Origin of the sequence: Bartonella sp. AP40SXNS, from assembly GCF_042195825.1 — a bacterium.
GTDB lineage: Bacteria > Pseudomonadota > Alphaproteobacteria > Rhizobiales > Rhizobiaceae > Bartonella.
The window spans coordinates 1-24151 of sequence record NZ_JBHIPB010000003.1; the positions used below are offsets into that span (position 1 = coordinate 1).

The 24151-nt window shown below is 37.4% G+C and carries 23 protein-coding genes and 2 pseudogenes; 8 read left to right on the plus strand and 17 right to left on the minus strand.

From position 1 onward, the window contains the following. The 16 genes and pseudogenes from ACFILZ_RS02625 to ACFILZ_RS02700 all read right to left on the minus strand — a co-directional run. Window positions 1-90, minus strand: a pseudogene (locus ACFILZ_RS02625) (trwi protein); the annotation flags it as partial. A gap of 188 nt (window positions 91-278) precedes the next feature. Then, entirely contained in the window at window positions 279-1046 is a 768-nt protein-coding gene (locus ACFILZ_RS02630; RefSeq protein ID WP_375606611.1) for a type IV secretion system protein, read from the minus strand. Then, on the minus strand, window positions 1043-3514 hold the full coding sequence (locus ACFILZ_RS02635; protein ID WP_375610335.1) for a VirB4 family type IV secretion/conjugal transfer ATPase: 2472 nt from the start codon (window positions 3512-3514) through the stop codon (window positions 1043-1045). Before ACFILZ_RS02635 ends, ACFILZ_RS02630 begins: the two co-directional genes overlap by 4 nt. 2 nt (window positions 3515-3516) lie before the next feature. Continuing rightward, the gene (locus ACFILZ_RS02640; protein ID WP_375610334.1) at window positions 3517-3825 is read right to left on the minus strand and encodes a type IV secretion system protein VirB3; all 309 of its coding nucleotides are present in this window, start codon (window positions 3823-3825) and stop codon (window positions 3517-3519) included. 12 nt (window positions 3826-3837) lie between these two features. After that, window positions 3838-4146 carry a conjugal transfer protein gene (locus ACFILZ_RS02645; protein ID WP_375610333.1) on the minus strand — a complete coding sequence of 103 codons (309 nt, stop codon included), beginning with the start codon at window positions 4144-4146 and terminating at the stop codon, window positions 3838-3840. A gap of 125 nt (window positions 4147-4271) precedes the next feature. After that, window positions 4272-4592, minus strand: a complete 321-nt coding sequence (gene trwL, locus ACFILZ_RS02650; protein ID WP_375610332.1) for a VirB2 family type IV secretion system major pilin TrwL — start codon at window positions 4590-4592, stop codon at window positions 4272-4274. A 116-nt stretch (window positions 4593-4708) separates the two neighbouring features. Next, complete coding sequence (gene trwL / locus ACFILZ_RS02655; RefSeq protein WP_375610331.1) at window positions 4709-5029, minus strand: VirB2 family type IV secretion system major pilin TrwL; 321 nt, start codon at window positions 5027-5029, stop codon at window positions 4709-4711. A gap of 56 nt (window positions 5030-5085) precedes the next feature. Beyond that, window positions 5086-5403 (minus strand): VirB2 family type IV secretion system major pilin TrwL, encoded by a 318-nt coding sequence (gene trwL / locus ACFILZ_RS02660; protein ID WP_375610330.1) that lies wholly within the window; start codon window positions 5401-5403, stop codon window positions 5086-5088. Window positions 5404-5525: 122 nt separating this feature from the next. Next, window positions 5526-5846, minus strand: a complete 321-nt coding sequence (gene trwL, locus ACFILZ_RS02665) for a VirB2 family type IV secretion system major pilin TrwL (RefSeq protein WP_375610329.1) — start codon at window positions 5844-5846, stop codon at window positions 5526-5528. 76 nt (window positions 5847-5922) lie between these two features. Next, window positions 5923-6234 (minus strand): VirB2 family type IV secretion system major pilin TrwL, encoded by a 312-nt coding sequence (gene trwL, locus ACFILZ_RS02670; protein ID WP_375610327.1) that lies wholly within the window; start codon window positions 6232-6234, stop codon window positions 5923-5925. 76 nt (window positions 6235-6310) lie between these two features. Beyond that, the gene (gene trwL / locus ACFILZ_RS02675; RefSeq protein WP_375610326.1) at window positions 6311-6628 is read right to left on the minus strand and encodes a VirB2 family type IV secretion system major pilin TrwL; all 318 of its coding nucleotides are present in this window, start codon (window positions 6626-6628) and stop codon (window positions 6311-6313) included. 135 nt (window positions 6629-6763) lie between these two features. Continuing rightward, window positions 6764-7084, minus strand: a complete 321-nt coding sequence (gene trwL, locus ACFILZ_RS02680; protein ID WP_375610325.1) for a VirB2 family type IV secretion system major pilin TrwL — start codon at window positions 7082-7084, stop codon at window positions 6764-6766. Window positions 7085-7224: 140 nt separating this feature from the next. After that, window positions 7225-7542 carry a VirB2 family type IV secretion system major pilin TrwL gene (gene trwL / locus ACFILZ_RS02685; RefSeq protein ID WP_375610324.1) on the minus strand — a complete coding sequence of 106 codons (318 nt, stop codon included), beginning with the start codon at window positions 7540-7542 and terminating at the stop codon, window positions 7225-7227. After that, a complete protein-coding gene (gene korA / locus ACFILZ_RS02690; RefSeq protein ID WP_015857010.1) occupies window positions 7505-7804 on the minus strand; it encodes a KorA family transcriptional regulator in 300 nt (99 codons plus the stop codon). Before korA ends, trwL (ACFILZ_RS02685) begins: the two co-directional genes overlap by 38 nt. 117 nt (window positions 7805-7921) lie before the next feature. Beyond that, window positions 7922-8551: a TrwN protein gene (locus tag ACFILZ_RS02695; RefSeq protein WP_375610323.1), complete on the minus strand. Its 630-nt coding sequence runs from the start codon at window positions 8549-8551 to the stop codon at window positions 7922-7924. After that, window positions 8551-9165, minus strand: a complete 615-nt coding sequence (locus ACFILZ_RS02700; RefSeq protein WP_375682332.1) for a hypothetical protein — start codon at window positions 9163-9165, stop codon at window positions 8551-8553. The genes ACFILZ_RS02695 and ACFILZ_RS02700 overlap by 1 nt, the downstream gene beginning before the upstream one ends. Before the next feature lie 129 nt (window positions 9166-9294). On the opposite strand from ACFILZ_RS02700, the gene ACFILZ_RS02705 reads away from it, so the two are divergent. Next, complete coding sequence (locus ACFILZ_RS02705; RefSeq protein ID WP_015857007.1) at window positions 9295-9582, plus strand: H-NS family nucleoid-associated regulatory protein; 288 nt, start codon at window positions 9295-9297, stop codon at window positions 9580-9582. A 1539-nt stretch (window positions 9583-11121) separates the two neighbouring features. Here ACFILZ_RS02705 and ACFILZ_RS02710 read toward each other — a convergent pair. After that, the gene (locus ACFILZ_RS02710) at window positions 11122-12399 is read right to left on the minus strand and encodes a ubiquinone biosynthesis hydroxylase (RefSeq protein ID WP_375610322.1); all 1278 of its coding nucleotides are present in this window, start codon (window positions 12397-12399) and stop codon (window positions 11122-11124) included. 743 nt (window positions 12400-13142) lie between these two features. On the opposite strand from ACFILZ_RS02710, the gene ACFILZ_RS02715 reads away from it, so the two are divergent. The 7 genes and pseudogenes from ACFILZ_RS02715 (at window position 13143) to ACFILZ_RS02745 (ending at window position 22895) form a co-directional block, all read left to right on the plus strand. After that, window positions 13143-15584, plus strand: coding sequence for a DNA translocase FtsK 4TM domain-containing protein (locus ACFILZ_RS02715; RefSeq protein WP_375610321.1), 2442 nt, complete (start codon window positions 13143-13145; stop codon window positions 15582-15584). Window positions 15585-16291: 707 nt separating this feature from the next. Then, a pseudogene (locus tag ACFILZ_RS02720) lies at window positions 16292-16558 on the plus strand (DNA translocase FtsK); the annotation flags it as partial. Between the two features lie 121 nt (window positions 16559-16679). Next, a complete protein-coding gene (locus tag ACFILZ_RS02725) occupies window positions 16680-17288 on the plus strand; it encodes an outer membrane lipoprotein carrier protein LolA (RefSeq protein WP_375610320.1) in 609 nt (202 codons plus the stop codon). A gap of 33 nt (window positions 17289-17321) precedes the next feature. Further along, window positions 17322-18137, plus strand: coding sequence for an exodeoxyribonuclease III (locus ACFILZ_RS02730; RefSeq protein WP_375610319.1), 816 nt, complete (start codon window positions 17322-17324; stop codon window positions 18135-18137). A 61-nt stretch (window positions 18138-18198) separates the two neighbouring features. Then, a complete protein-coding gene (locus ACFILZ_RS02735) occupies window positions 18199-19680 on the plus strand; it encodes an efflux transporter outer membrane subunit (RefSeq protein ID WP_375606599.1) in 1482 nt (493 codons plus the stop codon). Continuing rightward, window positions 19677-20903, plus strand: coding sequence for an efflux RND transporter periplasmic adaptor subunit (locus ACFILZ_RS02740; RefSeq protein ID WP_375606598.1), 1227 nt, complete (start codon window positions 19677-19679; stop codon window positions 20901-20903). Before ACFILZ_RS02735 ends, ACFILZ_RS02740 begins: the two co-directional genes overlap by 4 nt. A 3-nt stretch (window positions 20904-20906) precedes the next feature. Beyond that, entirely contained in the window at window positions 20907-22895 is a 1989-nt protein-coding gene (locus ACFILZ_RS02745; RefSeq protein ID WP_375610318.1) for a MacB family efflux pump subunit, read from the plus strand. Window positions 22896-24151: the final 1256 nt, after the last annotated feature.

The following is a 24151-nucleotide window of genomic DNA, read 5'->3' on the forward strand; positions in this document are numbered from 1 at the left end:
AACAATTGCTTTTGAGGAAATGTCTGTGACATATGTTTTTGTTATCTGATCAATTTTATTGAAAAGTTGCGTGAACATAGTGAAGTTCATGGAATTCCTCTTTAATGAATTTTCAACTTTTTATATGATTTTTAAACATTTTTCGTTGAACTTTTTAAGGATAAAATTAAACTTCGTAGACCTTTTTGATCTATGAGAGAGAATTGAGTATTACGCATTAACTTTTTCTTTTTACGAGCATACAGGGAAATAATATACAAAATGTTATTATAAAAGCTTTACCTAATAAATCTTATGGTAGGCATTTTCGTGTTTTTACTATTCAAAATTTTTATGTTATGCTTATCTTTCTGTTGTTTGATAAGTGTATGTTCAGCATTGCGTAAATGTGTAACCATTTGTAGTTTTGCTGTTTCATTTTGTAGCATAGCAAGCATTCCAATTATATGTGCTTGTAACTCGGCAATACTTTTTAGATCTTTTGTTGTCGTGATTTCTTTTAATAGTTCTTCAATTTGCTGAAAACGATTGTTTGCTTCTTGAAAAGTTTTTAAACTTACGGCTTTATCAGTGATGGCTGCATATTGGATGCGCTTGTTGATAAAACTGCTAGATTCATGGATAGTTACAGGAATTTCTTCTTCTTTTAAAATATTTTCAAGTGATGTAGATAGAGCAGAAGTTTTATTTCTATTGTAGAGATTCTCTGGATTTTTGAGAAAAAAGCTACTGTGATCTGTTTGTACATTTTTAAGCTTTTTAGTGTCGAATTTTTGGCTTCCCGTTATAGATTCGTGTATCTTTTTTGTTTCCTCAAGTTGTTTTTTTAGCATATCGAGAAGTTGGGCATCAGGTGGCGCTTTCTTTTCCTGTGGAGTTTTTTTAGGCTTTGATCTATTTGAAGATGACTTTCCAAAAAAATTGGGCCACGTCGTTGGGACTGATGCTCCCAAATCCGCCGCCCCAGCGCCCCAAACCCAAGCCATCGCTGGGTTTGAAATCCCTAAAGTTATTACAACTACTATTGAAATGACCTTTTTTTTCATGTTTCCCTCCTGTCATTTTTTGCGTGCTGTAAGAAAATTGGCAACCATATTGCTGGATCATCACCAACTTCTGCGATAATGCTTTCGGCTAACTCTGCGTTATCAGGCGTTCCTGATAACACCAAGAGCTCGTCACTAAAATCGTGTTCGATGGTTTTTCCATCGCGTGTCAGATGGAATTTACCAAGATTCAGTTCTGCAAGCGCAGATTGATCACCCTGCTTAATGAGGAATTGGCGACTAAACTCACCAAGTCCTTTAACGAGTTCAAATTCGGCATCTGTTAGTTTAAAGCCTTTAGTATAATCTTCATAATTTGCTTTGGGATTGGCTAGAAAAATGTAAGTTGCACACTGTTGAATGAGTGTTTTGGCAATATTACTTTCCAAGGCATCGCTAGGCTCTTGTGTTGCATAAACAAAAATACCATTTTGTTTACGGATAGTCTTTTGTTTATTTTTCGCTAAATCTTCAAAGTACGGATCTTGCAAAGGCTTCCAAAACTCGTCAAAGATATACATAAATCGCTGTCCGCTAATCATGCCTTCTGTGCGGTAAAGCAAATACATCATCACTGGAGTGCGAGTTTCAAAATTATCTAAGAATTCCGTGATATCAAAGCCGTAAATTTGATGTGTTGAGAGATCAAGAGCATCATGGGGATTATCAAACAACCACCCATAATCACCACCTTCACACCATTTTAGTAAGCGAGCATGAACAGATGGGTGAGCATTATAATCACTTAAACGTGGATTTGGTAAAAATTGTACTAGAAAGGACAAACGACGGAGTGATCGGTCAATGTTAGCACTCATAACAGACATAACTGCTTTGTTAATTTCTTCTTCGTCGTGATGCGTGACTTCACCACCAGCTTCTGCCAATTTTTTAACAAATTGTTTCAGAAAAATAAGATTTTCTTGTGTGGGTGGGAGTTGGAAAGGATTGAAACCACTTTTTCTGCCTGGCTTGAATGTTAAATATTTTCCACCCATCGCCCGAATGGCAATTTCCATACCACGATCTTTATCAAAAACAACAGTTGTCGGCTTAAATTTTTGTGCTTGTGCTAACAAAAAGCCGAGTAACACGGTTTTACCCGAACCAGATTGTCCGATAAGCGCGGTATTACCAAGTAAACGTTTATCTGTCGAGTCCTCTTCAAGTTTGGAGGCATGAAAATTGAAATAAAGCGGCGTTTTACTGGTTGTTTTAAGAATTGTGACGGCTGGTCCCCATGGGTTGCCAGTGGGTTTTCCTGACATAAAATTATGAAAAGATGAAAATGATAAAAAGTTCAATGATGTAATCGGAGCAGGACGCGGTCTCCATTTCCAATTGCCAGGAAGTTGTGCCCAATAGCCAGCCTCTATTGCTAAGTCTACAGGTTTGGGCAGTACCGCAACGTCTAGTAATGCTGCACTTGCTTTGGCCATATGGTCGCGAACTTGTTGAATTGTATCACCATAGATCGTCAATGTGCAGTGATGTTCTCCCATGACAAAATGCCCACTGATAAGCTGGTTTAGTGCTTCGTCAATTTGTTCAATTTGGCTCGTTGCCACATCTCGTGCATCAATCAGATTACGCTGATGCCGTTGTAAATAATCTTTAGCAGCATGTCGGGAGAGAACTGAAAAGCTCTGCGTCAATACGAACTCGAAGTCACTTTCCAACAAAACATTCAATTGTCCTGGTTTGGTTGTTGCATCATATTCTTTAATTTCCAGCATTCCAAATCGACGCATTCCACTGGTTGTTCGCAGTTCACCAAGAGCGCCCCATTTTGAGAAAAAAGGTCGATTGACAGACATATAGTCAGCAAAACGGTCATGGCAAATTGGCATAGGGCGATATTCACCATTGACAAGCATTCCAAGGAATTCAAGTGCAGAAGAATAAGCATGCCCATTTTTTTCATAAGCACCAAGAAGTTCTGCACCGTAACGGTTTAAAGATTGACCTAAAGTACGATTGATGTCATTGAGTTCTTTTATACATGTGTCTTGTCGCATCTTTTTTTGATCAAGCGTTTCACGTTCATGCTTAGAAAAGAACGACATAATTTTATCCGCTATCGGTTGAAAAATGACAGTCAGATATAAATCATTGACCATCAAATTATAACCAGTAAAGCTTTGTCGATATTTTTCATCAAGCTGATAGCAAAACATTTGATCAAATGTTGAATCAGGATATTCATAAACACGGCGGCGCACAATATGTGCCCAAAATGATAAATTGGCCGATGCAAGCCCCCGTAGAGTATTGTTAAGCTCTTTTATCCATTGAAAAATATCTTCTTCTGAAGCGCTTTGATGCGAACGCCCGTCAATTTTCCAAATTGACAAATATTCCGCATTTTTAGTAGAAATAATCGTATCTGTAATATGATGTGAATAAGGCAGAAACAGGCTTACAGGTGCCTCTGATGCAAGGCGTTTGCTGCTTTCAACAGCTGTCATGTTTATCTCCTTTTACTATAATCAGAGGGACTATAACTTGATGCGCCCCAAAAACTTTTGTTGCGATTGCGAAATTTAGTATCGATCCATAACCACCAGATACGAAATGCCTTATCATCGTTTTTAGTAATTTGCACCATAATAAACCATAATGGAGGTGCTATAATCCACAAAAAGATACTTACTGTCATAGCAATAACAGCAACCCCCATAACCATAATGATAAATGGCATCATGGGGACACCCCATATCGTTGGAACACGTGTTGCTCCCTTGAATAGGGGGAATTCTTTTTTTTCTTGCGATTTCATGAAATGTTCTCGTCACTGGAGGTGAAATAATATGTGGCTGATATAAAAAGCTGCACCAGCAATAATGACACTGAATGCCCATCGCATAAATGTAGCTTTTGCGATAATGCGAAATATATAAATAAGCAAAAGTAATAAAAGAATGATAGCAGCAACAATAGGAATAATTATACTTAATCCATATTGCATCCCTATGAAAACATCTAGACTCTTTGTTTCCGTCTGAGCATATGCAGATTGAGTTATTAATAACATAATAAAAGTTATAAAAATATCACTAATCTTACATATTTTTGATTGAAGTGTATTTAATTGTTTCATATCTTTTATCCCCTTTTAATTAAAATTGCTATAAATAATATTCCTTTTTTCGTAGCGTGAGCGATATTATTACTGGTACAAATCTATAATCAACGAACATTAAAAACATTACGTATTATACTAATTTATGCTCGACCTGTAAATAGCAATGTAGCAAGTTGGGTTGCCGAGCCAGCAATGACAACGCCGATTGCCCACCGTACAAACGTATCTTTTCCTATGTAGCGGCCTGCGTAACCAATTGCTAAGCACAAAAGTATCACGGCAGCAGCAACAGGAATAATGTGATCAATAAGATCTGTTTTTAGAGCACTTAAAGCTTTTTCAGCAGGAGCTAATTTTGCATTTGCATATGCAGACTGTGTTATAAAAAATGCAATTATAGCTGTAGAAATTACTATAATTCTGTTGTTATTTTGTGTTTGGACATTAATTAAGTTTCGCATATCTTACTTTCATGAATATTTTATATTTTTTAAAATAAACAAATTACTATCTTTATATATTACAATTAGCAAATATAAACTCTTAATTTAAAAACATTATGGATTATATCAGTTCATTAGTTACCTGTAAATAACAGTGTAGAAAGCTGTGTTGCTGAGCCAGCGATGACAACGCCGATCGCCCATCGTACAAACGTATCTTTTCCAATGTAGCGCCCTGCATAAGCAATTGCTAAACACAAAAGTATAACAGCAGCAGCGACAGGAATAATATTAGCATTAAGATCTTTTTGGAGTTCTTCTAAAGCTTTTTTTGCAGGAGCTAAACCTTTTGCTTGGGCCCATACAGGATGTATCATAAAAAATATAGTTATAGCTGCAGAAAGTGTGATGATTTTGTTATTGTTCTTTGATTGGAAGCTAATTAATTTTCGCATATTTCTCTCATTAAGGTTATAGATAACATTTTGTATCATAGTTGCTATCTTTAGTTTTAACTAACTGTACCTGTGAATAACAGCTTCGCAAGTTGGGTTGCTGATCCAGCGATGATAACACCGATTGCCCATCGTATAAATGTATCTCTTTCAATGTAACGTCCTGCGTAACCAATTGCTAAGCACAAAAGTATAACGGCAGCAGCAACAGGAATAATATTGGTAATAAGGTCTGTTTGTAGAGCTGTTAAAGCGTCTTTAGCATTCTTTATTTCTGCATATGCGGGATACGTTATAAAAAACGCAGCTATAGTCGCAGAAATTACAATGATTCTGTTGTTATTTTTTGATTGAAGGTTGATTAGTTTTTGCATATTTTACTCTTATTAAAGTTTCATGAATGCTTTGTATTTCTATCATAAATGGAATAGAATTTTGCCATATTAATAATTATTAGATGCAATTTTATCTTAAAAACATTTTGTATTATACTTATTCACACAACACCTGTAAATAGCATTTTAGCAAGTTGGGTTGCTGATCCAGCGATGATAACACCGATTGCCCACCGTATAAATGTATCCTTTTCGATGTAGCGCCCTGCATAGAGAATAGCTAAGCATAAAAGTATAACAGCAGCAGCAATAGGGATAATGTTTTTAATGAGGTCGTTCTGTAAAGCCTCCAAAGCAGTTTTTGCATTTGTTAATTTTATTTGAGCATATACAGAATTGCTCATAAAGAATATAATTAAAGTTGCAGAAATTTTAATATTTTTATTTCTAACTATTGTTTGAAGGGTATTTGGTTGTCTCATATTGTTTGTCTCAATTTAGATTTCTCTTTAGAATAAAAAGATATTTTATACTGAATGACTTTAATATTCATTCTCATTACGCGCCTGTGAATAACATATTTGCAAGTTGGGTTGCTGAACCAGCGATAACAACACCGATTGCCCATCGTACGAATGTATCTTTTCCGATGTAGCGTCCTGCATAAGCAATTGCTAAGCACAAAAGTATCACGGCAGCAGCAATAGGGATAAGCAACTTTAAGTCATCACGGAGTTTTTCTAAAGCACCTTTTGCAGTTGTTAATTGTTGAGCATACACAGGATTGGCCATAAAAAATACAGTTAAAGCTGCAGAGATTTTAGTAGCTTTATTCCGAATTATTGTTTGAAGAACTTTTGATTGTTTCATATTGTTTATCTCAATTTAGATTTCGCTTTAGGATAAAAAGATATTTTATACAGCATGACTTTAATAGTCATTTTTATTACGCGCTTTTGAATAACATATTTGCAAGTTCAGCTGCTGAACCCGCGATAACGACACCAATTGCCCATCGTACGAATGTATCTTTTCCGATGTAGCGCCCTGCATAAGCAATTGCTAAGCACAAAAGTATCACGGCAGCAGCAATGGGGATAATATCTTTCAAGTCTTTTTGGAGCGCTTTTAAAGCGTTGTCCGCAGGAGTTAAAACTACTGCTTGGGCTAACACAGGATTGGCCATAAAAAATACAGTTAAAGCTGCAGAGGTTTTAGTAGTTTTATTCCAAATTATTGTTTGAAGAGTTTTTAATTGTTTCATATTGCTTATTCCAATTTAGATTACAGTTGGTATAAATAATCTCTTTTTTGATATAGTTTGTTATTTCACTAAATAAAAATACAGAAATCTAAGTTTCTTTTTATAATAGAGACACTTCGTGTTTAATAAGATTTATCAGTTAGGTTTAAATAATAAACCAGCAAGTTCAGTTGCTGAACCAGCGATAACGACACCAATTGCCCATCGTACAAATGTATCTCTTCCGATATAGCGCCCTGCATAAGCAATTGCTAAGCACAAAAGTATCACGGCTGCAGCGATAGGAATAATTTCTTTCAAGTCGTTTTGGAGCGCTTTTAAAGCTGTATCTGCGTTTCTCAAACCTTGTGCTGCTTGAGCCCATACGGGATTGTTCATAAAAAATACAGTTAAAGCTGCGGAGGCTGCGGTAATTTTATTATTATCGTTCAATTGAAAATTGATTAATGTCCTCATATTGTTCAACCTTATCAAATTGCATTTGGCGTAAGTGGTTTTTCCATGAAATAAGGAATAATTTTATTGATGTGAAATAAAAGCAGAGAAACCTAAATTTCTTTTTTACGAAAGAAGCATTTCATGTTTCAAAAGATTTATTAGCTGGGTTTAAATAATAAACTAGCAAGTTCAGTTGCTGAACCAGCGATAACGACACCGATTGCCCACCGTACAAATGTGTCTTTTCCGATATAGCGCCCTGCATAACCAATTGCTAAGCACAAAAGTATTACGGCAGCAGCGATAGGGATAATCGTTTTTAAATCTGTTTGAAGCAGTCCTAAAGCTTTTTTTGCAGGATCTAAACCCGCTGCTTGGGCGGATACAGGATTGGTCATAAAAAATACAGTTAAAGCTGCAGACAATGCAGCAATTTTATTACGAGCTGTTGTGTGAAGAATATTTAATTGTTTCATGTTCTTTATCCTGATTAAGATTAAAACTCCCACAAATGACCCCTCGTTCATGAAGAAACTTAAAAAGATATTTTGGATCAGCCCAAGTTCTTAGTTTTCCTCTTTGTGTAAGTAACGTATATTTATTTGGCTTTCCGGTGATTGGATCATCGGAAATAAACGTGAAATACCATTCTCTTTCTGAAAGCATCACGACTGTAATCTCACGTGCTGCTTTTTGACTAAATGCTATATCAACGCTGTTTTGTTCTATCATTTTCATTATCTTTGCCCTCAATTAGAAGAGATTTTGTTCAATCTTACTAATTAGAGCTTTAACATTTTCTTATCTACTTTTCATTATAATATCCTATCAAAATTCTGGGGTTTCGTGAAAATATCAGTCATCACTCAGCGATCTTCTCGATGAAGAAAAATCTTCAGCTGAAAAAGCATCGTGGGCGCTACTTTCTTTATGTGTAAATGCATCTTCCTCTCCTTTTGAAGAGAGAGGAAGAGAATCTACTTTAGTTGTCTGTTCTGGTTCTTCTTTTTTAAGCTTTATAGGCTCCTGCAAGCCTTCATTTCCTCGTACAGCAGCTTTTACTCCAATATATGAAGTAATTTTTTGCATACGGGTATGGTTTGAGTTTTCTGTATTGTAAAAATTCAGCACAGACTGCAAAGTCGCTTTTTCAAAGATGCACTTTGATGTTGTTTGTTCATAGCAGTAAGTTAAAGCGCTTTGTACAGCTGTAATATTTTTGCAAAAATCAAACGCATCAAAAAGAGAAAACAATTTCACATTTCCAACATCAATTTGCCCTAAAATTATGTTAAAATTATGTTCGCCCTGTTTAACTGTTGCGATTGTTTCCTTAAACTGAGATGATTGATAGAACAAGTTATCTTTATCATCTGTTACATAGATATTGTCCCGCGTTTCTTGTTCGGCAACAACTGAAAATGTCATGGGAGGCATATTGGATATGTATGCAGCAGCAAAAAATGTGAAATCTGGAACAATCATTAGCAATACACCTTATTATGAAGAATTTTATTAATACAAATGCTAATTCTGTGTTGTGCTTTTTCTCGTTGTCTTTTGATTTTATAAATTTGCAGAATGAGATTGTTTAGCTCAGAATATTCCTTGTGATTATTGCTTTGTTCTCTTCTAAGAATATTTCTAATATATGCGAATATCCAACTAACAAGATAAAAGTGTGGAATAAAATAGAGCACATTACGCCAACCAATATTATTGGAATCACGAAGAAAGGCGTTGCTTTTAAAAAATAATAATCTTTGATACTGTATTGAAGCTGCTTGTTTTATATAATTCTCTAGTTGCAAAAATCTTTTCAAAAAAAATTTATACGAAGTAAAAAGCCGTTGTGTATGAGGGGAGGTTTTCCTGTCATAATGAACTACACTATCATTATACAGAGAGGGCTTGTTCTTTGTTGCGCATTGCCATAACTTATAGAGTGACGATTTATATTTACTTTTGACTACTGATTCATAAGAGTCAGAGAGGTGCGATGGTGTTTGAGCACTGCATTTAGTAGTTCCAGCAACTGAACTGAAAAAAAATGCAGTGGCGGTAATTGATATACCAATAAACAGTTCTTTGTGGCTCAAAGCACATCTCCGTCAAAATGATATATGTATCGTAATTTTAATTTCGATAATAAATGGACAGAAATTGTCTATAATTGTGTTTAAAATATGACAAAAAGAAATTCTTTTTTTGCAAGGGGAGTAATTAAGGTGAATGATCTCAAAAATATGAATTTTGATGAACTACAAGAGATGCGTACACAAATCGATGTGGAATTAAAAAAACGGCAAGCAAAGGAAAAGCAAAATGCGCGACGAAAAATTCTTGAAATTGCTAATGCCCATGGAATTGATATCGCTGATCTTGTGAGCAAAGAGCGCCATTATAGAAATCCCAATAACCAATGGGAATTATGGAATGGGCGTGGACGTAGACCTAAGTGGATTAAAGAGTGGTTGGAGAATGGGTATACACTTGATGAACTCGAAGTAACGTAACACGTATGCGATATTTACAAGATAAGGGAATACCAAGGAATGTAAATGCAAGAAGTATGCTTTTTTGGGTAATTTGATTGTATAAACATACTGAACGAATATATTAAAGTATTGAGTTACAAAATACAATGATAGGGAGCGTGAAAAAGTTTATTTAAATGCAAAAAGTCTTGTTATTATAATCTGGCAAGCATAATGATGATGCCAGATTAGGAATATTGTAATTGCTTTTGGCATTTGAGAGAGCGGGATATTTTACTTCTTTTTATAGTTTTATTGATTCTTTACAAAAATGGTCGAAATGATAATAATTTATTGCATAGGGATTTTAACTCAATATGTAAAATGATAATTTTAGCAATTAATATGTTAATAAATTAGCATACTTATATTTTTGAAATACTGTTTTTTAGAACAAGCCTGATGTTATAGATTTTGTTTGGTCTTTTTCTGTAAGATTATATATGAGGCATTTACTTTATTTATCGTTCGTTTAGTTGAGATGAGTGAGTATGTAGAAAAATGGAAAATTTTTATGGCTGTTATGGGTTTTATAGAATTTATGACATATTTCTGAGCGTTTGTGATTAAAATTCATTTATGAGCGTTTATGAATAATGAATAAAGAGCGTATTTGAAAATAAAAGGATTGGATCATTTCTATTGCGGTTTATCTTCTTTTATGGTGTGAAATAGGGGGTGATATGCAGGTTTACAATTGTGTGTGACGGTATAGTGTACGGAACACTTTTTATATATTGGAATATTTTTTCTAAAGTCGTGTGGCATTCCACAATAAGTTAAAGAGTTTGTCTGAGAAGCAGAATGTCCCAAACCGAATACATTTATGTTTCCAATTTACGTGCTTTTTTAAAAGAAAAATTTTTCAATGCAATTAAGCTTATTTTATGGCGCTTTTCTTGAATAGTATAACGTAAAAGTCCCTATGATCATATAAAATCCATTGTACACCACCATTTTTACTTCGATAAAAAGTGTATGCCGGTGCCATTATACGCTTTACTCGCCTCCAATGTTGCTAAAGTCCTTAGTCCTTGAGAGAGGGAGTCTTTGTATTACTTTGTTTAATTGTTTTTATTTATACGATACTCTCACTTGTGATGTGCAAGCGAATGATTTTGATTGCTTCAACATGAGAGAGATTTGAAACAAGGGTATTTTATGATCTTTAGACTTTTCACTCAATATGAGAACAATGAATTTATTATTATAAATAAAAGTGTTGTGTACTAAAAAGTCTTGTTTATTTTGTTATGCTGTGAAATGGCTTCTTTTAAGTGGTGATATAAGGTAACCTCTTTGAGACATTAAACGTTTTTTTCAGTGCATGGTGAATATTCTTAGAATGTAGCTTGCTTGTCGAGTCTTATGTTGAGTGAAATATGGGGGGAGGAAGTCAAGAAAAAATTACTCGACAGGAATCCGGTTTGTAAACAGATTGGATGAGATAGGAATTTTTTGTTCTTTAAAGGAGGAAGGCAAAGGTTGTAAAAAAAGTGAAATAGTATGAATTTTCGCTTAAAGTGGGAAGCCGTGTAGAAGACGTGGGGCATTTGGAGTGAGTCCGGCAGCTTCTTGAATGAAGTATTTTTTTATTTTTGGCGCTTGATTAATGATTCCAAGGCCGGTATCGCGGAGCATCCGTAAAAGAAGGCTATCATTAGAAAAGAGTTTATTAAGCCAATCATTGCTTAAAGCCATACGGACAATTTCAAAACGTCTCCAGCTTTGATAGCGCTCTAAAGCTGTGAGAGAGCCAATGTCAAGACCTAGTCGTGCTGTTTCAATAATCACTTCAGCCAGCGCAGCGCTATCGCGTAATCCTAAATTGAGTCCTTGTCCTGCAATGGGGTGGATGGTATGGGCGGCATCGCCAACGAGAGCAAAACGTGGTTTAACGCATTGACGTGTTAAAGAAAGGCTCAAAGGAAAAGCTTGACGTTCGCCATTCCAAGAGAGTTTGCCTAATCGATGGCCAATACGTCTTTCAAGTTCTGTTTCAAAAATAAGTGCATCCGCTTTGAGATAATATTGCGCAGTTTTATGATCTTCATTCCACACAATGGCGGATCGGTTGCCTTTAAGAGGGAGAAGAGCAAAAGGACCGGCAGGTAAAAAATGTTGAATTGCTTGACCATTATGGGGTTTTTCATGTTCAACTGTGCAGATGATTGCTGTTTGTTTATAGGGATGAGAAAAGTTTTTAAGACCTGCTTTTTGGCGTAATTTCGAATGGGCTCCGTCAGCTGCAATAAGCAATTTTGTTTGCCAAACCTCTTCATTATTTAAAGTGACGGTTGTATGTTGGTCTTCTTGATGAAAATCAATGACACGTGTGTTTGTAATAACAGGGATATTGAGATCTTTGACACGTTTTTTTAAAGTATTGATGAGTTCTCTATGCTCTACCATGGCAGCAAAGGGCTCACCGGGATTAATGTCGCCTTCAAAGGTTAAAAGAGTGGGTTTGACCGGATCATTTGTGCTTGTATCTGTGATGATCATTGAATGAATGGGTTGCGCATAGGGTTTTACAGATTTCCAACATTGTAATTGTTTTAACATACGAATAGAAGCAGCAGCAAGGGCAATGGTTCGTATGTTAGAAGCAGGGGTATCTCCTTGTGGAGCAGCATCAACGATTTTTATTTTCAGATTAGGGGCTGTTTGCTTGAGTGCTATCGCTAGGGCTAAACCGACAGCCGCCCCTCCTGCAATGAGCAGATCACATTGTTTAGTTTTATGAGATTTAATTTTTTTATTGGGTTGTACATCTTTATTGCGATTAGAACACACAATACTTCTTCCATTGTTTATAGTTTGCTTTCTTTTAAAAAGAATATCTTTTTACATTGCCTAAAATATCTTAACTTTTACTTTTCTCTCTGCTTTACAAAAACGAGATTTCTTTTTAACGCCAATCTGATAACAGATTGGTTTTTCAGAGTTTTTCTGCTTAATCATTTATGTGATTCATCTTACAGATTTATCGGATAAGCTTTTTTAAATATCTTCTTCAATTCTTTTTACACTTGGTTGATAAAAAAGAAAACTAAAAATAAACAAAGATGGTCGTGTATTTTTTTAAGTTGTGTGAGTTACTTCAGTATGCTTGTCCTGAAGGGGGACATTTCGTTAGTATGATAGATAAAAATAGATAAAAATTGTGGTCATTCGTGATGGTTAAAACAGTATTCATATTTCGCCATTATCATGATGTAGCGTAAAAAATATTATTTTTTTAAGAAGGTGCCTATAGCACCCATGTAACACTTTACACATAAGGTGTTTTTTGGTTGATCGTGTGATAAATATTCAGGGAGAGCTTTTTGTGCGCCTTATGAAGGATTATCTCTTAGGGTGGTGGTATATGAATGATATGAAGTGGTTAGAAGGTAGAACGCGCTAGATAAGAAGTCGGATTGTTTACAGGCTATTTGTTTACAAATTGGTACAGAGTTTAAGCTTCATCCTTTTTTAAGAGAGAGAGGGAGTTATAACTCTTTAAAATATGAAAGTTTTGTATTTGGAATTGATAGATGCACCGAAGTTCTTCTCCTTATGATTCATTAGAAGTGCGAAATTCTCAAGGTTCGCGTCTTATTGAGATGTTTTTGCGTCAGATAGGAGTATTTATTGGGCTCGGGCTTTTGGGCTTTATTATTTTTTGTGTGTTTGCTTTGGCGACGTGGAATGTTGCGGACCCATCTTTAACTCATGCAAGTACAAATGAGGTTACAAACCTTATGGGGTGGATGGGGGCAATTTTTTCAGATTTTATTATGCAGTTTTTTGGCTTGGCAAGTCTTTCTGTTTTGTTGCCACCGTTATTTTGGTCTTTTCTCTTGTTGGCGCAAAAGAATATCTACAATTTGACTTTGCGCTTTTTTTTATGGGTGCTATCAACGATTTGTTTTTTAATTGCTTTTGCTCTTATGTCACCTATTGCTTCTTTTACTTATTGGCCATTGCCAATGGGATTGGGAGGGGTTTTAGGAGATAAAGTTTTAAGTGTTGCTTCTTCAGTCTTTCCTCTTTTTCTTTCTCCTCCTTACACGGTGTTTTTCAGTGTTGTTTTTATTCTTTTAGGTTTTTTCACCGCTGCTTTTGCTGGTAATGTAATATGGCGGCGTCGAACAAAGAAAAGAAAAGAAAAAAACATTCCAAAAGACGAAATCATTAATCCAGTCTTTGAGTTGGAAGAAGATACGGAATATGCCGCAGAGGAGGATCGTGAAAATCATGGTTTTTTTGCGACAACTTGTGGCGCTCTTTTGCATCTTTTTTATTTTTTACAAGCGCGTTTTTTTCGTTTATTCTGTTTCAAAAGGCGTTTTCAGAGTAAAGGGCAAGGAAAGCCATTTGATCGGATTGAGCCAACTTTTTTAGGTGAAAAAGTAAAGCGTGAGGAAAATAAAAATAAAGCTTATGTTTCTCCTGTTAAAAATCGAAAGTCTTTAACAGCTTCTTCAAATGGTGGCTTTGTTCTTCCACTTGTAGATTATCTTTCAGTTCCACCACCGTCTGTTAGGGATGCAAAACTTTCTCCTGCTGTTTTAAGAGCAAATTCTCAGGAGCTTGAAGGGGTTTTGTTAGATTTTGGGGTAAAAGGAAAAATTATAGATGCTTGTCCTGGACCGGTGGTAACTTTGTATGAATTTGAACCGGCTGCTGGCATTAAGTCTTCCCGTATCATTGGTTTGGCAGATGATATTGCACGCTCGATGCGTGCGATTTCGGCGCGTGTTGCGGTGGTTCCAGGACGTAATGTTATTGGAATAGAACTGCCTAATGCAAAGCGTGAGATGGTTTATTTACGAGAAATGTTGCAGGCGCAAGAATTTATTGACAGCAAAGCAAAGCTAGGACTTGCTTTGGGTAAGACAATCGGGGGAGAAGCTGTTATTGCAGATTTAGCAAAAATGCCTCATCTTTTGGTTGCTGGTACAACAGGATCGGGAAAGTCTGTTGCTATCAATACAATGATTTTATCTCTGCTTTATCGGATGACACCTGAGCAATGTCGTCTCATTATGGTGGATCCAAAAATGCTTGAACTTTCGGTTTATGATGGCATTCCTCATTTATTAACACCGGTGGTGACAGATCCTAAAAAAGCCGTCATTGCTTTAAAGTGGGCTGTTCGTGAAATGGAAGAGCGCTATAGTAAAATGTCAAAACTAGGCGTTCGTAATATTGATGGGTTTAATGCGCGTCTTAGAGAAGCTGCAAGTCAGGGAGAGACAATGGTGCGGACAATTCAAGTTGGATTTGATCGCGAGACCGGTGAGCCTCTTTATGAAACGGAAACACTTGATTTTAGTCCTATGCCCTATATTGTTGTCATTATTGATGAAATGGCTGATTTGATGATGGTTGCTGGGAAAGATATTGAAGGAGCGGTTCAACGTTTAGCACAAATGGCACGTGCTGCCGGTATCCATGTAATTATGGCGACACAGCGTCCTTCCGTCGATGTTATTACTGGTACGATCAAAGCCAATTTTCCTACACGCATTTCTTTTTCTGTGAGTTCCAAAATTGATAGCCGAACAATTTTAGGCGAACAGGGAGCTGAGCAATTATTGGGACAAGGAGATATGCTCTTTATGATGGGAGGAGGACGTATTCAGCGTGTGCATGGGCCTTTTGTTGCGGATAATGAAGTGGAGCAGGTTGTTGCGCATCTCAAAGCGCAAGCACGACCTGATTATTTAGAAACAATTACGCAAGAAGTTGAAGAGGATGGTGCTGATGTTTCTTTGTCTTCTCCTTCAGAAGATGATCCCTATAGTCAAGCTGTTGCTATTGTGCTTCGTGATCGTAAGGCCTCGACCTCTTATATTCAACGCCGTTTAGGCATTGGTTATAACCGTGCTGCGACATTGATTGAGAGGATGGAAGAAGAAGGTATCATTAGTCCAGCAAATCACGCAGGGAAACGAGAAATTTTAGTGCCTGCTGAAGAAGAGCGCTTTTGAAAAATCTTGATAGTTGTTTTTTATAATACCTTGTAAAACAAGTGTTTATCCTATTGTATCGTAGAAAGTCTGCATTTTCATATACCAGCTCTCAATTTGCGATAGCTCTTTGGTACTTGAGACTCCTTATAAGGGGATTCTTTATCTTATATAACTTTTATCCATACACCAACCTTGCTTGTAACGTGCAAGAAAATGATTTGAATTGATTCAATATGAGAGAGTATGTGATGAAAGAATCTTATTGTATTTGGCGTTATGATTTAAGTTAAAAAGATAAATTATTATAAATCAATATCTTGGTATAAAATAATGTTATTGCGAGTATAGGGGTGTAAAAGCATGTAAGACTTGATATTTTAGTGTCTTTTTAAGTGCGCTCTAAATATTTAGGGCAAGGCTGATCTCTCGAGTCTTAATATAAATGAATTATATGGGGTGGGAAGCTAAGTGAAATTTGCTAAACTCCAAACTGTTTACAGAGCGGTTCTGATGAAATTTTTTATTCTTTTGGGCGAGAAGGAAGTCAAAAAAGTATTTTTGATACTTAAAAGAGCTTTCAGGTTTGCGAGTAATATGTTTAGTCCTTAATCCATTATGTCTTGACTATAATTTATGTTGCTTCATAGATTAGGGGTGGAAAAGAATATATTATGCGTTTAGAAAAGCGGGAAAATTGGATGCTTTCGGAAACTTAAACGCAGACTGATTATTTGGAAACGATATCGCAAGAAATAAAAAAGGATGTTTCTTTAGCTTTTTCTTTAGCAGATGATTCCTATTGTCAAGCTGTTGCTATTATGCTTCGTGATCGTAAGGCTTCAACTTCTTATATTCAATGTCGTTTAGGCATTGGTTATAACCGTACCGCCACATTGATCGAAAGGATAGAAGAAGAAGGCATCATTATTAGTCCAGCGAATGATATGGGTAAGCGAAAAGTTTTGGAGATTGTCGAAGAAGAATACTTTTAAAAATCTTTTGATATTTTTTTCAAACAATATCTTTATCTTATAAAGAAGGGTATTTATTCGTCGTTGATTACTTAAGTTATGAATTATAAAGCCAATTAAGTATTGCTTGGGAGCATTTTTTATGAAAACGTCTTTTTTGTTGCAAAGAAGAGTCTTTGGGTTTGTGGGGATTATTGTCTTTTGGTGTTTAACTTTTCCTGCTTTTTCGCAAGCCTCTAATAAAGTGGCAAAGGCGCAGAATGTTGTGAACCACTTTGCGGCAATCAAAACAATGACAGGTGATTTTATTCAATTTAGTCCAAAGGGAAAGATGTCTCAAGGAACGTTTTATCTAGAGCGTCCAGGGAAAATTCGTTTTATTTACAAGAAAATGCCTTTACAGATTATTGCAGATGGTCAATTTGTGGGCATTAACAATCGAGCTTTGAATACTTGGAACTTTTCACAACTTTCGCAAACGCCAATGAAATTTCTGTTGGATGATAAAATTGATGTATCTTCTGGGCGTTTGTTGGCCTTTCGCGAAGATCCTGGGGCCGTGACGATTGTTTTGCGTGATCAGACGATTGGGGCAGGGCAAATAAGGATGGTTTTTGATTCTAAAGGCTCTGCTTTGCGACAGTGGACAATTGTTGACCAACAAAATTTGGAAACTACTGTGCAGATTATGAATGTGCGGACAGACGTCCGGTTCGCTAATGGGATGTTCACACTTCCTTCGAAGAAATGAAGAAAGAGTGTTACGTCATTGGGATTAAAACAAATGTTCTTTCGTATTGCGACTTGGAATATTAATTCTATTCGTTTGCGTCTTGCACAGGTTTTTCAGTATTTGGAACTCTTTTCCGCAGATGTATTGTGTCTACAGGAAACAAAATGTCCAGATGCTTTATTTCCAGTGGAGGCTTTTGAAGCAGCGGGTTATAAGCATATCGCATTGAGTGGACAAAAATCTTATAATGGGGTGGCTATTGTTTCTCGTTTGCCTTTTAAAAAGGTAGAAAAACGTTTTTTTTGTCAAAACCAAGATTGCCGTTATATCTCAGTTATTGTGGAAGCCCATGGGAGAAGCTTGCGGATTCATAATTTTTATGTTCCTGCTGGGGGAGATATTCCTGACGCTGATGTGAATGAAAAATTTCGTCATAAGCTTGATTTTTTAGAGGAAATGTCTCTTATCCGCGCAGATCAGGAAAAGGGGATATCTTCTCTTTTGCTGGGCGATTTGAATATTGCTCCTTTGGCAGAGGATGTTTGGTCTCATCAACAATTGTTGAAGGTTGTAAGCCATACTCCCATTGAAACCGAGCGTTTGCAGGATTTGTGTTGTCAAGGTGGATGGGTTGATCTGATGCGGTTGCATATTCCTGTTCCTACCAAGCTTTACACATGGTGGAGTTATCGTGCTCGCGATTGGGCATTTACCGATTATGGGCGGCGGCTTGATCATATTTGGTCTTCTCAAGATTTAGCCCCTTTTGTTGTAGATCTTTCGATTTTTCGTGATGCGCGCGGATGGGAACGTCCTTCAGATCATATTCCTGTGCAAACTGTATTTGATTTTTCACGTCAAGTTTGAAATAAGAGGTAAATAAAGTATTAATATTAAATAATGATTCTGAAAGAATGCGGGAGACTGGATGTATATCAGAAATCTCAAATGGGGCGCTTCTCGTGGATTATTTTTTAGTGTCTTGTTGTGTTTGCTTTTGTCAGGATGTATGGTTGGTCCTAATTACCAGAAAACATCTTTTCGTGTTCCAGCAGTTTGGGGAGAAAAATCTGCACAGACTGCAGGGCAGCCCGTTGCGCTTGCCGGATGGTGGCGGCATTTGAATGATCCTGTTCTAGATGCGTTAATGGATTACGCGATTTCTGGAAATAATAATGTTGCTGTTGCTAAAGCTCGGGTACGTGAGGCGCGTGCGGGTTTAGGACAGGTTGTGGGAACTCTTTTGCCAAATGTGTCCAATTCAATTTCAGGAACCCGTAGTCGTTCTGGACAGTCTGATGCATTATTCAACCAGTATAGTAGTGGTTTTGATGCAAGCTGGGAGCTTGATTTTTTTGGTGGGCATAAACGTGCGGTTGAAGCAGCGCGTTATGGCCTTGATGCGGCTGTGGAAGATATGCGCGCTACCATGGTGACATTACTAGGAGATGTGGCAACAAATTATGTGCAAATGCGTGGTTGGCAACAAAAGTTGTTTATTGTGCGGCAAATTGCTGTATCACAACGTAAAACTTATGAACTGATGCGCGCTAGATTAACAGCTGGTGATGTTTCTGAGCTTGATGTTTCAAATGCACAAGCACAAATGGCAAATACAGAAGCAGATATATCACAGATGGAAGCGAATTTAGCAATGAGCGTTCATCGCCTTTCTGTCTTAACTGGTCGTGTGCCTACGGCATTGAAGGATCTTTTACAAAAAAATGCTAAGCATGCAAAGATTCCACAACCACGCTGGCCGATACCAGCAGGAATTCCAGCCGATATTTTGTTAACACGTCCAGATTTACGACGGGCAGAGCGTCAATATGCGCAAGCGACAGCACGGATTGGTCAACGTGAAGCAGATCGTTATCCATCACTTACTTTAACAGGTAATATTTCGACAGCAGCAACGGCAATTGATCAGTTATGGAAAAATTCAACGATTGGCTGGTCTTTTGGACCTGGTCTTCGTTTTCCTCTTTTTAATGGAGGTCAGGTCGAGGCTTCTATTGCGGTAGCGCGCGCGCAGCGTGATCAAGCTTTTATTACTTATCGAGCTGCTGTGTTGGAGGCTTTAGAAGATGTAGAAAATGCGCTTGTAAGATTGACGAAGGAACATCAACGCTTAGAAAAGTTAATCGTTGCGAATAAAGCTTCTCTTCATTCCTTAAAACTTTCACGGAGCCTTTTTGAGAATGGAAATACTAGTTTTCTTGAATTGTTAAATGCTGATCGCTCTTATTATTCTGCACAAATGGCGCTTAAAGATAGCCGTGTTTCTTTGGTTACGCAATATATCACGTTGATGAAAGCGTTGGGGGGGGGCTGGGATGGCGTTGTTGATGTATCGCGTCCAGAAGTCGTTGATAATGCACCTCGTTCGCGTGCAAAGGTAGGGAAATGAAAAAAAACTTACTCAAAAATTTCATTACAAAACACAAAAAACTTTCCTTCTTTTTAACTGCTATATTTCTCATTTTCTTGTTGTTATGGTTACGTTCTGTTTTTTTTGGAACATCTACTCCAACTTATATAACCGCGGTGGTGAAACGTGGGGATATTGAGGAAAGTGTTTTAGCTTCTGGTCTTGTACGTCCTTACCGGTTGGTGGCTGTTGGTGCGCGAGCAACAGGGCGTGTGGTGTCAATGCATGTTTCCCCTGGGAGTGTTGTGAAAGAAGGCGATCTCTTGGCAGAAATTGATCCTACAGATCAGGAAAATGATTTAAAAAGAAAAAAAGCAGCATTATCGCATTATTATGCGAGTTTGGTAGAACAAGAAGCCTATCTTTCTCTTGCACAAAAAAATTTAGAGCGTCAGAAAAAAATGATCGAAACACGAGCGATTTCACGGGCGAACCTCGATGAGGCTGCGACACAGGTGAAAATACGCGAGGCGCAAATTGAACAACTTCGTCAACAGATTGTGCAAGCACAAATTGATGTGGAGAGTGCAGAGGTTAATTTAGGTTATACACGCATCACTGCCCCTTCAGCAGGAACGGTTTTGGCAACAGTTGTGGAAGAAGGGCAGAATGTGAATGCGGTTCAGTCGGCGCCAACAATTGTTATTTTGGGTGATTTATCAAAGATGACGATCAAGGCGCAAATCTCAGAAGCAGATATTCTTAAAGTCCGAGCTGGACAACCACTTTATTTTACAGTTTTAGGTAATTCACAGCGTCGTTATGAAGGCGTTTTAGAAAAAGTAGAGCCGGCTCCTGAAGCAATTCGTGCTGATGTGAGTATTAATCCTGGTATGGTGAGTGGTTCTAGTGCTTTAATATCATCGGCGATCTATTACAATGGAATTCTACATGTTGATAATGCGGATAATTTTTTGCGAACCTATATGACTGCTCAAGTTCATATTATCTTAGGGCGCGCGCAGAATGTCTTGTTGGTTCCAAGTGATGCTTTACGCGATGAGACAAGAGAGCGTAAAGCATGGGTTTCTGTTTTAGTGGGGGAAAATAAGGTGGTTACTAAACAGGTGAGCGTTGGGTTGAATAATAAGGTTATGGCAGAGATTGTTTCAGGACTTAACGAGGGTGATGTCGTCGTCACCAGTTCGTCTGATGGAGTGATGCCAGAGTCTTCTAACATGCATAGCGAAGACGAGAGTTAAAGCATGAGCACAAATCAAGCAGATGCCGTCTTCGTCTTGGAAAATATTGTGCGCAAATTTCCTGCCGGCGAAGCGTTTGTTACCGTTTTGAAAAACATCAATCTTACCATTGAACGTGGTGAAATGGTGGCAATTGTAGGTGCTTCCGGTTCAGGTAAATCGACCTTGATGAATATTTTAGGCTGTCTTGACCGTCCAACTTCTGGCCGTTATTGGATCTCTGGTAAAGAAACAGCTTCCCTTTCTGCGGATGAATTGTCGGCTTTGCGACGTAATCATTTTGGTTTTATTTTTCAGCGTTACCATTTGTTGAATGAACTGACAGCTCTTGGTAATGTTGAAATTCCGGCTATTTATGCGGGATGTGCCGTGGAAGCAAGGAAACAGCGGGCACAGGATCTTTTAACGCGTTTGGGCATGGGTGATCGGATAAATCATCGTCCAAATCAGCTTTCTGGTGGTCAGCAACAACGTGTTTCTATTGCTCGGGCGCTCATGAATAATGCGGAGGTCATTCTTGCAGATGAACCAACTGGTGCATTGGACAAAAAGAGTGGGCAAGAAGTATTGCATATTTTGGATGAACTTCATCAAGAGGGGCGTACCATTATCATTGTAACCCATGATATGCAGGTAGCTGAAAGAGCAGAGCGTATTATCGAAATCAGTGATGGGGAAATTATTGCTGATAAGCGGTCAAGGGGTGGAAAAGCAAAAGTTGGTAGAAAATCTCTTCAGGAACAACAAAATCTAAAAGGCCAACAAAAACTGGGCTTTTTTCGTTCTTTTGTTGAGCGATTCCGTGAGGCGTTTGTGATGGCTCTGTTGGCAATGAATGCACATCGCATGCGGACTTTTCTAACAATGCTTGGGGTGATTATCGGTATTGGGGCAATTATTGCTATGGTAGCGTTAGGGAATGGTACACGAGAGAAAATTCTGGAAAATTTTAAAAGTTTAGGTGCTAATACATTAACCATTTTTCCTGGCAAAAGTTTTTCTGATCCACAAGCAGAAAAAATAACCAGTTTGGTTGAAGCTGATGCAGAAGCTTTATCTGGATTACCTTATGTTTCTGGTGTAACACCACAGATTTCAGCAAGCTCGAAAGTACGTTTTGGTGCAGTTGAAGTCAATGCTGTCATTGCGGGGGTGGGAGAACAATTTTTTCAGACACAGGGGCTCAAAGTTTTCAAAGGACAGTTTTTTGATCACAAGAGTGTCCATGATCGGGCGGTTGATCTCGTGATTGAGAAAGAAGCGTTGTCTGTTCTTTTCCCCCATAGCCATGAAAGCCCCCTTGGAAAGGTGGTGCATGTGGGTAATGTTCCAGCGCGTATTATTGGTGTTGTTGATTCGCAAAATAATGCAAGTGGAGATACATCAAATACCTTACAGCTTTATTTACCCTATACAACAGTGCAGACGCGTTTTCTTGGTACAACAGAAGTTCGTGCAATTACCGTTAGGATTGCTGATGATATTGATTCACATTTAGCGGAGACTATGATAAAACGTTTTCTCATTATGCGGCATGGCGGGGAGGATTTTTTCATTAGAAATTCTGAATTTTTCCGTGAACGTATCATGGAGAGTACAAATATTTTAACACTTTTAATTTCTTCAATTGCAGCTATTTCCCTGGTTGTGGGGGGTATAGGGGTGATGAATATTATGTTAGTCACTGTTTCTGAGCGGATCAATGAAATCGGCGTGCGTATGGCAGTTGGTGCACGACAAAGTGATATTTTACAGCAATTTCTCATTGAGGCGATTTTGGTTTGTGTGATTGGTGGTGGTTTGGGAATCTTGCTTGGACTTTCTATCGGTGGCTTGTTTCTTCTGTTTAAGGCACCTATCCATTTGGTTTATACACTTGAATCGATCATTATGTCTCTTACTTTTTCAACCCTCATAGGAATATGTTTTGGCTTTTCTCCAGCGCGGCAAGCTTCACGGCTTGACCCTGTTGTCGCTCTTTCACGCGATTAAGCTTTATTAATTTGGGCATGTTTGTGGAGATGCTTTACACTTAGATGAAGCGTTTATGAAGCAAAAAATGAATGGGAAAAGTTTAGTATTATTTGCTGCTCTATTTTAGAAAACGCTTTGTTCATTAAGTGGAGCGTGTCACTAGAGGTAAGCGTTTTATAGCGCACCACATCATGTGAGATATGGTAGGCATATAAGCCTTCTTGAGGCATTAAATGTTTTGAGAATGCATGATGAATATTTTAAATCTTTCTTGTCGAGTCTTATGGAAGTAAATCCTATTAAGGAGAAGTTAAATGGAACCCGTTAAAACGAGATTGCTTGCAGACTGAATTTTGTTAAAAACCCTCCTCTTCTGAAATGTGAAGAGGAGGACAAATGAAATATATGGTGCGACGATTCTTAAGATTTAATTTAAAAAGAGGCGGGGGAAATGAATAGTATATCTGCTAACAAACAAAAGAACAAAAAAGAAGGTTGATGCCAAAAACAGCTTAAACCTCCGTTCTTCCAAAAAAATGAACTGGTATCGAGATAGCTGAGCAGTTTAAGAGGTTTCGTTTAGTATTTTTAAGATTTTCGGAAAAGAGGTTATAAGGATTTCTCACTTTTAGTTTTGCAGAGGGTGGTGCAAATTATAGGTGTTTAGGTTTATGCAAATAAATTATGATCGTGCTTAAGTTTTAAAATGTGATCTAAGATACAGCCATTTTCTGTTCCTTTATACGAGTAGCTTAGCTTCTTTAGAATATTTTGTTTAAGGCATCGCTTTTTTCTGCCATATCTCATGATTTTGGAGCTGAAGGATAAACAAGCCATTTGAGTTTCTAGGGTAAGGATGCCGTCAGATACTCGGTAGGGGGCGTGATCTTAAGAACTAATACCGTGAGATGCGGGTTTGATTTCATGAGTGTGGTGAGGACGACAAAAAGTTTGAGAGGCGGATGGCTTCTTATGTTGAATGATGTATGAATGAAAAGGGCTTTCATTTATTGAAAAAGAATAAGCTCATATTCAGCAGGTGTGAGATGAAGTAAGAGAACACCGTAATACCAAGCTGCAGTTATGTTGCTAAAGAACATAATGGCGCTAGTGATGAGCAATGGTATGTCTAGTTGGTATGGTATTCTTCCTCCTGCTACAAGTCCGATACATATAAAAAAGAATTCTAAAACCACCCGCTATAAAGTATAAGAAGCGAATAATTAGTCTACGAAAGAACAAAAGACAAAGAAATATTTCAAAAATCAATATTT